This window comes from Bacillus ectoiniformans (assembly GCF_016908875.1).
Taxonomy (GTDB): domain Bacteria; phylum Bacillota; class Bacilli; order Bacillales; family Domibacillaceae; genus Bacillus_BX; species Bacillus_BX ectoiniformans.
Genome location: NZ_JAFBES010000001.1, coordinates 264,357 through 278,718, shown reverse-complemented (window position 1 = coordinate 278,718; position 14,362 = coordinate 264,357). Strand labels below are relative to the sequence as shown.

The following is a 14,362-nucleotide window of genomic DNA, read 5'->3' as shown; positions in this document are numbered from 1 at the left end:
AAAGGTAATATATAGGTAGAGAGGAGGGTTAAAAATGAAATATACCATTTGCCTCAGCGGGATAAAAGATATTGATCAAGAGCCGCTGAAGAGGTGGGTTGAAGAAAATTATCATGAGAGATTTCGCATTCTAACCAATGAATTTTCAGATAACCCTATACATGTTCGCGTGTTTCAGATACGCGACATCTATGACTGGGTCAAATTATCCAGAATGAAAAAGCATTATAATTGCTACTACATAGTTATTTTAGATCAGCATCTATTACACACCTCTCCGCTTGCCGTCCGGTTACAAGTTCAATCTTTAATCATTAACCCTTTTAAGAAATCTGCTTTTTTTAGAGAGATGGGTATAGCTTTAAAAACATTAGATCAGCAGCAAATTGCTCTGATCCAGTTCGAAGGCAAAAAGATTATTTCTGTACATAAACCTAAAGCTATGGTAAATGAATCAATGGAAGTTTATATGCTCAGGAGGCTTCTGCACGGGGACGTACATTCGGAAAATGAAATTTTAGAAGCGCTGTCTATCTTTAAAGAAAATGATTTCCCTAACACGGTTTGTTATGTACAGGGATTTGTTCATTTAGATCACGACCCCTTAGAAAGCAATCGTTCCGTACAATTTATCTGCTCCTATTTTGAAAAGGAGTTTAAAGATATCGTTCCAAGATTGTACTTTATCCCTTTTCGCAAGTCGCTCCTGGTATTATTCAGGCAAACCGAAAATCTGCATTCCATCAGTAAATGGGAGGAAGGAAGAGCAATTTTTGAGAAAATTGTTTCAACGCTGCTTGAAAAACACAGAATTCAACTTTATATAGGAGTGGGATCGCTAAATAATAATCCCCATATGCTTCACCATTCTTTTAAAGAATCAAAGATTGCCAGAAGTCTGCCTCCTTATCATGAAGTGTCATTAAGGTATTATGAAGAAATATCGAAGGAACCAAGCATTATCAAAAGCACCCGATATATAGAAGATCATTTTTCAGAAGAAGTAACAGCGAAAGACGTTGCTAACCATGTCAACTTAAGCTATTCACATTTTGTGAGACTTTTTAAGAAAGAGACAGGAAATACATTTTCCAATTATTTAACCTTTGTGAGGCTGCGAAAAGGAGTATGGAATTTAAGGTATACAGACAAGACGATTGAAGAAATATCCGACCTTGTGGGGTTTAATACGCCAAATTATTTCAGCTCGACTTTCAAAAAGTATGTGGGCAGCACCCCAAGCGAGTTTAGATTGACGAAAGAGATTCTTTTTACATAAACTGATTAGTCGGTCGATCAGGCAAACTGCTCGGGATGTTTAATTGATATACATGAGGGAACACAATTAATATATAAATAGACTTTGGTTGGAAAGCCATTCTCACATAAAGGGGAATGGTTTTTTTTGTGTGACGGGAAATGATTCAATGCATAGAGTATGGAAAGATATGAATTTCTGGTTTTTTGCCTCAATGTAAAAATGAGCGATTTAAAATATTTACATTGTTGTAATAGGAATATGCTTTTTCAGAATTGAATACTGTAAAAGTTGGGTAAAGATAAATAAGAATATTATTTTGATGGGAGGGAGCAGCAATGGATCTAGGGTCAGTCTCACTTACAGAAGTGTATGAGTCATTTGGCTACGCGGGTTTACTAATATATGGATGGCTAGGTCTGCTTGGCTTGCCTCTCCCTAATGAAATGATTGTTATGACAAATGGCTATATGGCAGAGAAGGGATTATTTCAGCCGGTGCTGGCATTTATCTTAACCTATGCCAGTGTGATTTCTGTTATCTATCTCAGCTTTTTAACCGGCCGGATACTCTCAGCCTTTTATTCCCATATACTTGAGCGCCGAATGTTTCAAAAAAGCCGGCAAAGAATCGAAAAACATGGAGCAAAGGCATTATCGATAAGTGTGATCGTGCCAGGTCTCCGGCTCCTTCTGCCTTGCGCCGCAGGCTTTAGCGGATTTTCACATAAAGATCTGCTGAAATATTCATTCATTCCTAACTTTATCTGGGCGCTTGTCTATTTCTTATTGGGCTATTATTTCTTTAGTGAAATTCATATAAAAAGCATTCAGATTGGCGTAATTTCTATAGCGGCTTTACTTATTCTTGCTATGATCATCCCTAAAATGAGTAAAGACAAAAAACTTCAAGAAAATTAATAAACTAATTAATAAATAAAATTTTTCGAAAAATAATTGACAAAAAAGTAATATTTATATAATATTGCTTTAACAAATAAATAACGCATATCTCTTATTAAGAGTGGTGGAGGGACTGGCCCTGTGAAACCCGGCAACCGTTCTTGCGGCTAAGCAAGAAAAGGTGCTAAATCCTGCAAACGAAAGTTTGGAAAATAAGAGAGGAACTTCTTTTACTTTGATATGAAAGAGCCTCTCGAATTTTCGAGAGGCTTTTATTTTTGTACAATAAGACCTCTCTATAACCTAAGAGAAAGGAGAAGAATGTAGAATACTACATACTTAAAACCAACTATACTTATAAAATTAATTGATATTACGGAGGAGAATTTATTATGAAAAAGTATTTATGGTCATTCATTCTGATTTTAGCAGTTGGACTTTTATCTGCATGCGGAGGAGAAGAAAAGAAAGAAGAAGCAGAAGCTAATGATAGTAAAAAAGAAAAAATTGTTGTGGGCGTTACTGCTGGCCCACATGAACAGGTAGTAGAAAAAGTAAAAGAAGTGGCAGCAAAAGATGGTTTTGACATTGAGTTAAAAGTGTTCAATGAGTACGTTATGCCGAATGTCGCATTAGACGAAGGGGAATTGGATCTTAATAGCTTCCAGCATGATCCATATCTTGAGCAGTTTAAGGCAGACCGTAATCTAGATTTAACAAACATTGCAGATACAGTTAACTTTCCGATGGGGATTTACTCTAATAAGCTGAAAAGTGTTGAAGACATTAAAAAAGGCAGCAAGATCGGTCTTCCAAATGATCCGACAAACGGTGCTCGTGCCTTATTATTGTTCGAGCAAGCGGGTTTAATTAAATTGAAAAAAGATGCAGGTGTGAAAGCAACAGTGAAAGATGTAGAAGAGAATAAGCTAGATTTAGAATTAATTGAATTGGAAGCTTCTCAGATTCCTCGCCAGTTAGATGAACTCGATGCAGCGGCAATCAATACGAACTTTGCAGTTGAACATGGCTTTACGCCGGCTAAGGACTCAATCTATATTGAACCGAAAGAAAGCCCTTGGGTAAATGTAGTAGCTGTCCGCACAGAAGATAAGGATGCAGAATTCGCGAAGAAATTTATTAAATACTATCACACGGATGAAGTCAAACAATTTATTGAAGAAGAGTTCTCAGGCTCTGTCATTCCATCCTGGTAAACGTTCTTTAGAGGAGGCGCTGTAAATGATTCAGCTCAAACATGTATCGAAAGTGTTTAAAGGTAAAAAAGGAGATATCCATGCGTTAAAAGATGTCTCTCTCCATGTGAACAAAGGAGAAATATTTGGTGTCATAGGCTATAGTGGAGCTGGAAAAAGCACTTTAATTCGTTGTGCTAATCTGTTAGAGCGTCCTTCCTCTGGAAATATTCTGGTTAATGACATAGATTTAACAAAGCTTTCGGCAGGCAAGCTTCGGGAAGCACGGAAAAAAATCGGTATGATCTTTCAAGGGTTTAACTTATTAAAAACGGCTACCGTTTATGATAACGTTGCTATTCCGCTAAAGCTTTCTGGATTAAATAAACAGGAGGTAAAAGACCGTGTAGATCAATACTTGTCGATTGTGGGGCTCGAAGATAAACGGCATTCATTTCCCGGGGAACTATCCGGGGGTCAAAAGCAGCGGGTAGCGATTGCCCGTGCTTTAGCCCACGAACCAGAAGTGCTTTTATGTGATGAAGCCACAAGTGCTTTGGATCCTGACACCACGGAAGCGATTTTAGATTTACTTTTAACAATCAATCAAGAGTTTGGCATTACGATCCTCTTGATTACTCATGAGATGAACGTGATTCAGCGGATTTGTGATCGAGTGGCGGTTATGGAAAACGGGGAAGTGATTGAGCAGGGACCGGTTAGTAAAATATTCAGCTCTCCTGTTGAAGCAACAACGAAAAAGTTTATCCGCAGCGTGTTTTCACATCATATTCCTGATGAGATATTACAGAATTGCCAATCAAGCGGACAAGTGGTTCTTCTCTCATTCTTTGGCTATTCGCCTGAAGAGCCGGCTTTGGCGCTTGTCAGCAAGAAGTTTAATGTGTATCCAAATATCCTGTCCGGATCGATGATTCAATTAAAGCAAGAACCATATGGGCAATTGCTCGTTCATTTAAAAGGTGAGTCCTTAGAAGTTGAAAGAGCGATACGTTTTTTGAGTGAACAGGGAGTGAAAGTGGAAGGAGAGAGCAGAGATGGCATTAAAAATCAGCGAATTTCTTAACCTGTGGGGGGAAGATATCTGGCTTGCCACCATTCAGACTTTCCAGATGGTCTCTATGGCACTTTTACTGTCCATTCTGATTGGTCTTCCGCTTGGGATCTTGCTTGTTTTAACAAGACCTGGCAAAGGATTGGATAATAAATATATCTACCAGACACTAAATATCTTCATTAATATTATCCGCTCGATTCCTTTTATCATTTTATTGTTCTTTATTTTGCCTTTTACAAAGTTCATCGTGGGTACATCGATTGGGGTAAAAGGAGTAATTGTGCCTCTCGTTGTATACACGGCGCCATATATTGCCCGTTTGATGGAGTCAGCCGTTTTAGAAGTAGATCGAGGAGTGGTAGAGGCCTACGAAGCAATGGGTATGAAAACAAGGCAGATTATCTGGCATGTATTAATAAGAGAATCGAGAAGTTCGATCATTTTGGGGTTAACAATCGCAACGATCGGCTTGATTGGAGCTACAGCAATGGCGGGATTAGTAGGCGGAGGAGGGCTCGGAGACCTTGCATACAGGTACGGTCATTTGAGATACGAAGCTGATGTCATGTATGTAACCGTTGCTCTTCTTATTGTACTTGTCCAAGGACTTCAATCGATTGGAAATGCGGCGGCAGCTAAATTGAAAAAAGAATAGCATGAAAAAACCGGCCTTATTTTAGAAGGGCCGGTTTTTTTATGCTATTTAACGATGCGGAATAATTGGCGTTGTTTCATGACAGGTTTAATTTTGAAGAGTATATGCTGTAGGATTTGACGCTTATACACAGATGCTAAAGCTGGGGAGAGAGAAAGTGATTTTAAAAACAGGGAGGTTCGTCTCTCGATGAGCCGGTCAATTTGATCTTGGTAAAATATCGTCCGATTGCTCATCATATCTTGAATTTCTTTTGATAATTGCACAGCAAATTGAGTGACAGAATAATCGGTAGTTCCACAGAATTCATGTAATGTCATTTGAAGTGCCTCCTTCCTCTTATCATATTATGAAGTAATTATCTAATATATTAACATAAAATTTACAATAACTTAACAATAAAAGCCTTTTTTTATTTAGAGGAATTTTTCAGAAAAAATATTTTTATACAATTTTTGTATGATTATGTCGTTTTTCTCAGTGGGTGAAATTTGTAATTTTTAGAATATTTCGATTGGAGCTTGCTAATTTCTAGAGGTTTTCCTATAATAGATGAATACATACCGAATAACGGAATTTAAGTTCCGAAATATGGAACGAGAAAGGAGGGGGAATATGTCGAATAAAACGGTGTTGAAGTCGATGGAGATCATTAAGTTATTTTTTCAGCACGAAGAGTTGACGCTGCAACAAATTGTTAAGCAAACAAATCTTCCAAAAACCTCTGCTCATCGAATGGCCGAATCGCTGGAAGAGATGGGGTTTTTACAAAAAACGAATGAAGGCGGTTACAAGCTGGGACTGATGTTTTTGCAGCTTGGAACGCTTGTAGCCGATCGTTTAGATATTCGTCAATTAGCTTACCCAGTCATGAAACAGTTAAAAGAAGAAACGGGAGAAGCAGCCAATTTAGTTATTCGAGACGGGGATGAAGCAGTCTACATAGAAAAAGTGGATACAAGCGAGCGGGTGAGAGTGTATACACAAATTGGCCGGAGAGCTCCTTTATATGGAGGTGCGTGTCCAAGAATACTGCTTGCTTTTATGCCTGAGAATGAAAGAGAACGATTCATTGATGCGGCAGATATCCAAGCGTATGCGTCAGGGACGGTAACGGATAAAACGCGCTTAAGAGAAATTTTGCAATTCAGCCGTGAACATGGATATTCAATCAGCCATTCGGAACTTGAGGATTATTCGTCTGCTATCGCTGCTCCTATCATGAATCATAAAGGAGAAGTCATCGCAGGATTAAGTCTTGTAGGACCTGAAATCCGCTTCCAAGATGAGCAGCATCTGCAGGTGCTGATAAAAAAAATAAAAAATGCAGCCAAGGAAATTTCGATATTGTCCGGCTGGAAAGAAGGTGCAGAATGATTGAATCGAACATTTATCCGCTAGGAGATAAAGCAGTAACCGTCCAATTCGGGAGCCAAATTGATAAGGATACGCATAAAATTGTCCGTACGTTTGTCCGTCATTTAGAAACAGAATCATGGCCAGGCGTGCTTGAATGGGTGCCAGCTTTTACAAGTGTGACATTATACTATGATCCGATGCAAACTGATCTGGACAAATTAACTGACCATATTCAACAAGATATTCAGCAAATGGAACATGAGGAGGAAGAAGCACCTCGTCTTCTTGAGATTCCTGTTTGTTACGGGGGCGAACTTGGAAAGGACCTTGAATATATCGCCGATTATCACCAGATGACGACTGAAGAAGTCATTAAGCTTCATACAGAGCCAGAGTATATTGTGTATATGATCGGATTTGCACCAGGGTTTCCTTATATCGGCGGATTATCTCCAAAGCTTGCGACACCAAGAAAAACTTCTCCTGACTTACGAATTCCAGCAGGCTCTGTCGCCATCGGCGGCCAGCAAACAGGCGTGTATCCGATCGAATCTCCTGGAGGCTGGCATATTATCGGTCAAACTCCATGGGAATTATTTAATCCGGGTCATCAGCCTCCTAGTCTTTTGCGTGCGGGAGATCGAATTAAATTTACTCCAATTGACTTTAAGCTATTTGAGCAGGAAAGAGGGAAAACTCCATGGGAATGACAATTACACGTCCAGGTCTGTATTCAACCGTTCAAGACCGTGGAAGAATAGGCTATCGTCAATACGGTGTAGTGGTTTCGGGTGCGATGGATGATGTGTCCCATCGAATTGCCAATTGGCTTGTGTTAAATGATGGTGGGGCAGCAACAGTCGAAATGACTATGACTGGCATCAGTGCGGTTTTTGAAGAAGATACCTTTGTGGCCTTTACTGGTGCTGACGCAAAGATTCAGGCCGACGGCAAAGAGATCCCTATGTGGAGACCTGTCTTTTTGCCGGCTCAATGTGAGATTCATGTGAAGCAAATGAAGCAAGGCAGCAGAGTGTATATGGCGGTCGCGGGCGGAATAGATGTTCCTGTAGTCCTTGAAAGCCGTTCTACCTTTCAAAGAGGAGGTTTCGGAGGCTTTAACGGCCGGATATTGGCCAAGGGTGATGAATTAGAGATCGGCGAGAGCAATAAAACAGTCCAAAGTGTAACTGACAGTCTCTCCTCCGAACACCCGAAAGTAATGGGGACTAATTGGGGAGTGGCTTACGGTGTATACAGCTGTTTAAACAGTGATTCCATTCGCTGCATTAAAGGAAGTGAGTATGAATTTTTTGATCAAGCAGCAAAAGATTCATTCTTTAATAAACCATATCAGATTACACCAAAATCAGACCGGATGGGTTTCCGGCTTGAAGGTTCTGAACTGACACTTCAGGAAGCAAAAGAAATGATCTCCGAAGCCGTAGCTTTTGGTACCGTTCAAGTTCCATCGGATGGACAGCCGATTATTTTAATGGCAGACAGGCAAACGACAGGCGGCTATCCTAAAATCGCAAATGTAATTGGAGCGGACCTTTCATGTCTAGCACAAAAACTTCCCGGAAACACAATAACTTTTAAAGAAGTCAGTCTCGCAGAAGCTCATCGAATTTACAGAGACAGAGAACATGAATTGAAAACTTTACGAAATTCTATTGAGCTAAAGTGGAGAAAGGAGATGAAGAAATGAAGGTTGACATCAATTGCGACATGGGAGAAGGGTTTGGTTCTTATGTAATCGGACAAGATGAAGAAATCATGCCCTATATTACTTCAGCGAATATAGCATGCGGATTTCATGCAGGGGATCCAGATGTAATGAAAAAGACAGTGAAGCTTGCTGTTCAACATGGCATTTCCATTGGTGCGCACCCCGGGCTTCCGGATTTGGCGGGGTTCGGACGCCGCCCGATGAAAGTATCCGCCGATGAAGTGTACAGTATGGTTCTGTATCAGATGGGGGCCCTTTATGCCTTCGTTAAAGCAGAGGGTGGGAAGATTTCACATGTAAAACCTCACGGCGCTTTGTATAATATGGCAGCTAAAAGCAAAGAATTGTCTAATGCCATTGCAAGTGCCGTACAAGATTTCGATGATCAACTCGTTCTCTTTGGACTTTCAGGAAGTGAATTAATTAAAGCTGGCAAAGCAAAAGGTCTTCGAGTGGCTGAAGAAGTATTTGCTGATCGAACGTATCAAGCAGACGGCAATTTGACGAGTCGCCGTGACCCCCATGCTTTATTGACGAGCAATAAAGAAGCGGTGGATCAAGTGGTGCGCATGGTGAAGGAAGGCAAGGTGCGTGCTGTCACAGGAGAAGACGTTTCTATCGCAGCGGATACTATTTGTATTCATGGTGACGGAGCTCATGCTTTGGAATTTGCTCAATTTATTAAAAATGAATTAGAGAAGAATGGCATTGTTATACAAGCAAATTAAAAGTCAGGAGGAAGATAAATGAAACAGCAGGGAAAACCGGCGGTACCGCCAGCGGGCGGAAAAATTGATATTACTCTATTACTGGGGGCAGCTTTCTTAATGGCTACCTCAGCTATCGGACCAGGCTTTTTAACACAAACAACGGTCTTTACTCAACAGCTGGCAGCAAGCTTTGGTTTTGTTATTTTAATTTCGATTATTTTGGATATTGGAGCGCAAACGAATATTTGGCGGATATTAATTGTCTCTGAAAAGCGTGCACAAGATGTCGCTAACCTCGTTTTACCGGGGCTTGGATATTTTGTGGCAGCATTGATTGTACTTGGGGGCATTGCTTTTAACATTGGGAATGTCGGCGGAGCTGGTCTTGGAGCCAACGTTATTTTTGGCGTATCACCTGTTACAGGTGCGGTCATCAGCGCAGTGATTGCCATTACTATTTTCTTAGTGAAAGAAGCAGGAGTGCTGATGGACAAGTTCACACAAATATTAGGATTTGTCATGATCGGATTAACATTATTTGTGGTATTTAAAGCTCAGCCGCCAGTTGGGGAAGCAGTCATCAAAACATTTGCTCCTGATACAATTGATATGCTGGCCATTGTTACACTTGTTGGAGGAACGGTCGGAGGATATATTACCTTTGCAGGCGGTCATCGCTTACTTGATGCTGGAGTTAAAGGGATTGATGCCATTCCTCAAGTTACGAAGAGTTCTGTTTCCGCGATCGGGATTGCATCCATTATGCGTATTTTCCTTTTCTTAGCTGCATTTGGTGTTGTAGCTCAAGGGTTTACATTAAATCCGGATAACCCGCCAGCTTCTGTTTTCCAGCACGCAGCTGGTAACATTGGATATAGATTATTCGGAGTAGTTATGTGGGCCGCAGCCATTACTTCTGTTGTAGGAGCTGCATATACTTCTGTTTCTTTTATCCGTACATTCCACCCTTGGATTGAGCGCCATCACAAAGCCTTTATTGTTGGGTTCATTATTCTTTCAACATCTATTTTTGCTACGATCGGAAAGCCAGTTAAAATGCTGATTTTGGCTGGATCTCTAAACGGACTCATTTTGCCTATTGCACTAGGAGTTATGCTGATCGCTGCTCATAAAAAGTCGATTGTTGGTGAGTACCGCCACCCAGTGTGGATGACTATTTTTGGAGTTCTTGTTGTTCTCTTAATGGCTTACATGGGTGGATATACGTTAATTACACAACTTCCAACATTGTTTGCTTCATAAAAACATGATGAAAGCCCTGCTGAATTTGACAGCAGGGCTTTCTGTTTCTGATGCATATAGATCTTTCTTTTCTAACGGCTAACAAGCATCGGCCGGAGTATAGGCCATTTAAATGATAACTTCTGCAGGCTTCACTTGAATAGCAGAGAGCTGATAGGTTTTATTTCGCAGCGAGTCAATATCAATATGTTTTCTCGCTACACCGGAATCCATTGCTGCTTTTGCGACCGCAGCCGCCACTTCAGGAGCTACACGCGGGTCAAATGCAGATGGGATGATATAATCCTCTGATAATTCATATTCTGCCACGAGAGAAGCGATGGCATAGGCTGCTGCCACTTTCATTTCTTCATTAATATCTCTAGAACGGGTGTCAAGCGCGCCTCTGAAAATCCCTGGGAAAGCAAGCACGTTATTGACTTGATTAGGGAAATCAGAACGGCCTGTGCCAATGATTTTTACACCAGCTGCCTTCGCGTCTTCTGGCATAATCTCAGGGTTAGGGTTTGCCATTGCAAAAACGATAGGGTCGCTATTCATCGATTGGATCATCGAAGGAGTTAAAGCCCCAGCGACAGATACGCCTATAAAAACATCGGAGTCTTTCACGGCATCTTCTAATGTGCCCTCTAAGCGGCTTTGATTAGTGAAGGCAGCAACCTCATCTTTAATCGGGTTCATCCCGTAAGGACGGCCTTCAAAGATCGCTCCTTTGGAATCACACATAATAATTTCTTTTACATTAAAGTTAATTAATAGTTTAGCAATGGCAATACCTGCCGCCCCAGCACCATTAATGACAACTTTAAGATCGGTAAATTGCTTATTAACTAATTTCAGCCCATTAATTAAACCGGCCAGTGTTACAATGGCAGTTCCGTGCTGATCATCATGAAAAACAGGAATATCGAGCTCTTTCTTTAATCTTTCTTCAATAATGAAGCAGTTCGGTGCTTTAATATCTTCAAGGTTGATTCCTCCGAAAGAAGACGTTAACAGCTTCACTGTTTTAATTATTTCTTCTTCATCACTTGTGCTGATACAAATTGGAAAAGCATCAACCCCTGCGAAGTTTTTAAATAAAATGGATTTCCCTTCCATAACAGGCAAGGAAGCATCCGCGCCAATATCTCCTAACCCCAATACGGCTGTTCCGTCGGATACAACAGCGACCGTATTGGCTTTCATTGTATATTCATAAATTTTTTCAGGTTCAGCGTGAATTTCAAGGCATGGTTCAGCCACGCCAGGAGAATAAACCAGACTTAAATCTTTTAAGTTCTTCACATTTAATTTAGCGGATGTTTCCAGCTTTCCTTGGTGGTGGCGGTGAATCTCTAAAGCTTCTTCTTTTAAATTCTTCATGATTAACTCTCCTCTATATTTATATTTTCTGTATCAATACAGTTTATAATAATGTTTTTTATTATATAACAGTAAAAAAGGAGAATCAACAGAGTTTTCAGAAAATTTATTAATTTTTTAGAAACTTTGTCAGATTTGTTAAAAAATTTATTTAACCAATTGACATCCTAGGCATAGAGTATATAATACTTATAAATCCGATAATACAAATAAGAATAATAAGTTGGGTGGTTAAAACATGTTTTTAGAAATTAATCATGTGAATAAACAATACAAAAAAGATAAACAAACGAATGACGTGTTAGTTGATATTGATACATCTGTAGCAGAAGGGGAATTTGTTTCAATTCTTGGGCCATCCGGCTGCGGGAAATCGACTTTACTTTCTATTGTAGCGGGACTGGATCAAGTGACTTCTGGAGAGATTCGCTTAGATGGGAAGCTCATTAAAAAGCCGGGCAAGGACCGCGGAATGGTGTTTCAGCAAGCAGCACTATTTCCATGGCTGACTGTAGAAGATAACGTCATCTTTCCGCTTCGTAAAGAAATGACGAAAAAAGAGGCTCAAAAAAGAGCGCAGGAATATTTACAAATGGTTCAGCTATCTAATAGCGCTAAACAATATCCGCATGAATTATCCGGCGGCATGCAGCAGCGAGTGGCCATTGCGAGGGCACTTGCTATGAATCCAAAAGTGTTATTAATGGATGAACCATTTGGCGCACTGGATGAACAAACGAGAGCAAGAATGCATGTGGAGCTCGAGAGAATTTGGCTTGAAACAAAGAAAACCATTTTATTTGTGACACACAGCATTTCAGAATCAATCAAATTATCTGACCGGATTATTGTGATGGGGACGCGACCTGGAACGATCATTGCCGATATCCAAGTAGAGTTGCCTAGACCTCGCCGTTTCGATCAGAAGGAAACGATCCAGCTTGAAAAACAAATCAACCAATTATTGAAAAAGGAAATCGATAAAGTGGTGGAAGAGGAGCTAGCATATGCTGCGAACCAGTAAGCAAATCATTTTTTTTCTAACATTATTAATCGCATGGGAATTGATCGTGCGTGCAGGGGGCTGGACAGCCGACGTCATGCCAAAACCGACAGATGTTTGGGAAGCTCTTATTCGTGGATTCAGCGACAACACGTTAACGTATGATCTAGCCGCGAGCTTTCAAAGACTGGCGATTGGATTGGCTATTTCCCTGCTGCTAGGAATGGGCCTTGGGATCTTACTCGCTAAATCAAAAACAGCGGATGACACGCTTGGAACGCTCGTACTTGCGTTGCAAAGTGTGCCGAGTATCGTATGGCTTCCTTTAGCGATTATGTGGTTCGGGTTAAATGAAAAATCCGTCATCTTTATCGTGGTGCTCGGCGGGACGCTTGTCATGACGATCAATATGCGTATGGGAATTAAAAATGTTTCGCCTCTATACTTGCGGGCAGCTCAAACGATGGGGTCTCGTGGAGTCGATTTATTTGTTAAAGTGATCTTTCCTGCAGCGATACCATATGCAGTGACTGGAATGAGGCTTGCTTGGGCGTTTGCGTGGCGTGCATTAATGGCTGCGGAAATCTTAAGCACAGGTCCAGGGCTTGGCTATACGCTGAAATATGCCTCGGATTTTGGAGATATGAGTCTCGTGATCGCTGTCATGATATTAATAGGAATTATCGGCACGCTAGTAGATCTCGTGTTGTTCCAGCGCATTGAAAAAAATGTCATGCGCCGCTGGGGATTGGAAAGCAGCTAAACTCAATGATAACTGGCTATAAAAAGAATAAGGCCAAAGTGATAAAAAGAAAGATAGTGGAGGGAAGAACATGAAAAAAAAGTGGGCGTTTATTGGGGTATTTTTAATATTGGCAGCAGGAATTCTTTCAGCTTGCAACTCAAATGAAAAAAGCGGAGAAGAAGGAAAGAAAAAAGTAGTGATAGGCTATTTTCCAAATCTTGATCACGTTCCGGCGATGATTGCGAAAGAAAAAGGGTTTTATGAAAAAGCGCTTGGTGAAGATGTAGATATTGAATACAAGTCATTTCCGGATGGAGGCGCCTTTATGGTCGCGCTGAAAACGGGAGATGTGCATGCCGGATTAGTAGGGCCGGGTCCAGTTATGAACAACTTCTCCAATGGAGCCGATGTGAAGATCGTGGCAGGCGGTTCATCAGGCGGAACAGTCATTGTCGCCCGTAAAGGCAGTGGAATTAAGTCAGTAGAAGATTTTGCAGGTAAAACGTTTATTACACCGGGTGTCGGCTGTACTCATGACGTTCAAATGGAAACGTTTATTAAAGATTACGGCATTAAATCTAATCGTATTGGCGGAAATTTAAAGCATACGACTGGTAAGCCGGCTCAGTATGCAGGATTATTCGAGTCTGGGAAAGTGGATCTAGCTGCTGTGCCGGAGCCATGGGGGACTTTACTTGTAAAAGAGCAGGGTGCAGAAGTAATTGTAGACAGCAAGGAAATATCATTTGGTACGACACTTCCAAACTCTGTCTTAGCTACGAGCGGCAAGCTGATTGAGGAAGATCCGAAATTAGTTCAACAAATTGTAGACGCTCATCAGGAAGCCATTAATTTTATTAACGAAAATCCAGAAGAAGCGAAAAAGCTGACAATTGCAAGCATTAAAGAGGCGACAAAACAAGAGCTTGATAAAGATGTGGTGGATGCTGCTTGGGAAAGAATTACGTATACGTCTGACGTAAATAAAGAAGTTGTTCAAGAATTTGCTAATTCTTCTTATGACCTCAAGTTCTTAAAAAATCAGCCGGACTTCGCCAAGTTAATTGACTCTCAATTCGTTCAATAAAAAATATTG

Annotated in this window: 15 protein-coding genes and 1 riboswitch; of the genes, 13 read left to right on the top strand and 2 right to left on the bottom strand. The window is 40.7% G+C overall.

The window, feature by feature from the left end; translation table 11 throughout:
- Positions 1-34 precede the first annotated feature (34 nt).
- The 5 genes from JOC78_RS01395 to JOC78_RS01375 all read left to right on the top strand — a co-directional run bounded on the left by JOC78_RS01395 (position 35) and on the right by JOC78_RS01375 (position 5,089).
- The gene (locus JOC78_RS01395; RefSeq protein ID WP_204552284.1) at positions 35-1,279 is read left to right on the top strand and encodes a helix-turn-helix transcriptional regulator; all 1,245 of its coding nucleotides are present in this window, start codon (positions 35-37) and stop codon (positions 1,277-1,279) included.
- Between the two features lie 317 nt (positions 1,280-1,596).
- Positions 1,597-2,178: a DedA family protein gene (locus tag JOC78_RS01390; RefSeq protein ID WP_204552282.1), complete on the top strand. Its 582-nt coding sequence runs from the start codon at positions 1,597-1,599 to the stop codon at positions 2,176-2,178.
- 91 nt (positions 2,179-2,269) lie between these two features.
- Positions 2,270-2,379, top strand: a riboswitch (SAM riboswitch).
- Positions 2,380-2,552: 173 nt separating this feature from the next.
- Positions 2,553-3,377: a MetQ/NlpA family ABC transporter substrate-binding protein gene (locus JOC78_RS01385; protein WP_204552280.1), complete on the top strand. Its 825-nt coding sequence runs from the start codon at positions 2,553-2,555 to the stop codon at positions 3,375-3,377.
- Positions 3,378-3,402: 25 nt separating this feature from the next.
- Positions 3,403-4,443: a methionine ABC transporter ATP-binding protein gene (locus JOC78_RS01380; RefSeq protein WP_204552277.1), complete on the top strand. Its 1,041-nt coding sequence runs from the start codon at positions 3,403-3,405 to the stop codon at positions 4,441-4,443.
- A complete protein-coding gene (locus JOC78_RS01375; protein ID WP_204552275.1) occupies positions 4,415-5,089 on the top strand; it encodes a methionine ABC transporter permease in 675 nt (224 codons plus the stop codon). Before JOC78_RS01380 ends, JOC78_RS01375 begins: the two co-directional genes overlap by 29 nt.
- 44 nt (positions 5,090-5,133) lie before the next feature.
- Here the strand turns inward: JOC78_RS01375 and JOC78_RS01370 are convergent, their stop codons facing one another.
- Entirely contained in the window at positions 5,134-5,409 is a 276-nt protein-coding gene (locus JOC78_RS01370) for a hypothetical protein (protein WP_204552273.1), read from the bottom strand.
- A 295-nt stretch (positions 5,410-5,704) separates the two neighbouring features.
- On the opposite strand from JOC78_RS01370, the gene JOC78_RS01365 reads away from it, so the two are divergent.
- From JOC78_RS01365 to JOC78_RS01345, 5 genes are read left to right on the top strand one after another with little or no spacing between them, the layout of a single operon-like run.
- Positions 5,705-6,466 (top strand): IclR family transcriptional regulator, encoded by a 762-nt coding sequence (locus tag JOC78_RS01365; RefSeq protein ID WP_204552271.1) that lies wholly within the window; start codon positions 5,705-5,707, stop codon positions 6,464-6,466.
- Complete coding sequence (gene pxpB, locus JOC78_RS01360; RefSeq protein WP_204552270.1) at positions 6,463-7,158, top strand: 5-oxoprolinase subunit PxpB; 696 nt, start codon at positions 6,463-6,465, stop codon at positions 7,156-7,158. The genes JOC78_RS01365 and pxpB overlap by 4 nt, the downstream gene beginning before the upstream one ends.
- The gene (locus JOC78_RS01355; protein ID WP_204552268.1) at positions 7,149-8,159 is read left to right on the top strand and encodes a 5-oxoprolinase subunit C family protein; all 1,011 of its coding nucleotides are present in this window, start codon (positions 7,149-7,151) and stop codon (positions 8,157-8,159) included. The genes pxpB and JOC78_RS01355 overlap by 10 nt, the downstream gene beginning before the upstream one ends.
- Entirely contained in the window at positions 8,156-8,908 is a 753-nt protein-coding gene (locus tag JOC78_RS01350) for a LamB/YcsF family protein (RefSeq protein ID WP_204552266.1), read from the top strand. The genes JOC78_RS01355 and JOC78_RS01350 overlap by 4 nt, the downstream gene beginning before the upstream one ends.
- An 18-nt stretch (positions 8,909-8,926) precedes the next feature.
- Positions 8,927-10,153: an NRAMP family divalent metal transporter gene (locus JOC78_RS01345; protein WP_239586924.1), complete on the top strand. Its 1,227-nt coding sequence runs from the start codon at positions 8,927-8,929 to the stop codon at positions 10,151-10,153.
- 108 nt (positions 10,154-10,261) lie between these two features.
- Here JOC78_RS01345 and JOC78_RS01340 read toward each other — a convergent pair whose 3' ends face one another.
- Positions 10,262-11,518 carry an NAD(P)-dependent malic enzyme gene (locus tag JOC78_RS01340; RefSeq protein WP_204552264.1) on the bottom strand — a complete coding sequence of 419 codons (1,257 nt, stop codon included), beginning with the start codon at positions 11,516-11,518 and terminating at the stop codon, positions 10,262-10,264.
- Between the two features lie 238 nt (positions 11,519-11,756).
- On the opposite strand from JOC78_RS01340, the gene JOC78_RS01335 reads away from it, so the two are divergent.
- The 3 genes from JOC78_RS01335 (at position 11,757) to JOC78_RS01325 (ending at position 14,353) form a co-directional block, all read left to right on the top strand.
- Positions 11,757-12,542 (top strand): ABC transporter ATP-binding protein, encoded by a 786-nt coding sequence (locus JOC78_RS01335; RefSeq protein ID WP_204552262.1) that lies wholly within the window; start codon positions 11,757-11,759, stop codon positions 12,540-12,542.
- The gene (locus JOC78_RS01330; protein ID WP_204552260.1) at positions 12,526-13,284 is read left to right on the top strand and encodes an ABC transporter permease; all 759 of its coding nucleotides are present in this window, start codon (positions 12,526-12,528) and stop codon (positions 13,282-13,284) included. Before JOC78_RS01335 ends, JOC78_RS01330 begins: the two co-directional genes overlap by 17 nt.
- A 70-nt stretch (positions 13,285-13,354) precedes the next feature.
- A complete protein-coding gene (locus tag JOC78_RS01325; RefSeq protein WP_204552258.1) occupies positions 13,355-14,353 on the top strand; it encodes an ABC transporter substrate-binding protein in 999 nt (332 codons plus the stop codon).
- The last annotated feature ends 9 nt before the right edge of the window (positions 14,354-14,362 follow it).

Excerpts from the sequence above, each read along its gene's own strand:
- JOC78_RS01395 (WP_204552284.1), top strand. The coding sequence starts at position 35 with ATGAAATATACCATTTGCCTCAGCGGGATAAAAGATATTGATCAAGAG.
- JOC78_RS01390 (WP_204552282.1), top strand. The coding sequence starts at position 1,597 with ATGGATCTAGGGTCAGTCTCACTTACAGAAGTGTATGAGTCATTTGGC.
- JOC78_RS01385 (WP_204552280.1), top strand. The coding sequence starts at position 2,553 with ATGAAAAAGTATTTATGGTCATTCATTCTGATTTTAGCAGTTGGACTT.
- JOC78_RS01380 (WP_204552277.1), top strand. The coding sequence starts at position 3,403 with ATGATTCAGCTCAAACATGTATCGAAAGTGTTTAAAGGTAAAAAAGGA.
- JOC78_RS01375 (WP_204552275.1), top strand. The coding sequence starts at position 4,415 with ATGGCATTAAAAATCAGCGAATTTCTTAACCTGTGGGGGGAAGATATC.
- JOC78_RS01370 (WP_204552273.1), bottom strand. The coding sequence starts at position 5,409 with ATGACATTACATGAATTCTGTGGAACTACCGATTATTCTGTCACTCAA.
- JOC78_RS01365 (WP_204552271.1), top strand. The coding sequence starts at position 5,705 with ATGTCGAATAAAACGGTGTTGAAGTCGATGGAGATCATTAAGTTATTT.
- pxpB (WP_204552270.1), top strand. The coding sequence starts at position 6,463 with ATGATTGAATCGAACATTTATCCGCTAGGAGATAAAGCAGTAACCGTC.
- JOC78_RS01355 (WP_204552268.1), top strand. The coding sequence starts at position 7,149 with ATGGGAATGACAATTACACGTCCAGGTCTGTATTCAACCGTTCAAGAC.
- JOC78_RS01350 (WP_204552266.1), top strand. The coding sequence starts at position 8,156 with ATGAAGGTTGACATCAATTGCGACATGGGAGAAGGGTTTGGTTCTTAT.
- JOC78_RS01345 (WP_239586924.1), top strand. The coding sequence starts at position 8,927 with ATGAAACAGCAGGGAAAACCGGCGGTACCGCCAGCGGGCGGAAAAATT.
- JOC78_RS01340 (WP_204552264.1), bottom strand. The coding sequence starts at position 11,518 with ATGAAGAATTTAAAAGAAGAAGCTTTAGAGATTCACCGCCACCACCAA.
- JOC78_RS01335 (WP_204552262.1), top strand. The coding sequence starts at position 11,757 with ATGTTTTTAGAAATTAATCATGTGAATAAACAATACAAAAAAGATAAA.
- JOC78_RS01330 (WP_204552260.1), top strand. The coding sequence starts at position 12,526 with ATGCTGCGAACCAGTAAGCAAATCATTTTTTTTCTAACATTATTAATC.
- JOC78_RS01325 (WP_204552258.1), top strand. The coding sequence starts at position 13,355 with ATGAAAAAAAAGTGGGCGTTTATTGGGGTATTTTTAATATTGGCAGCA.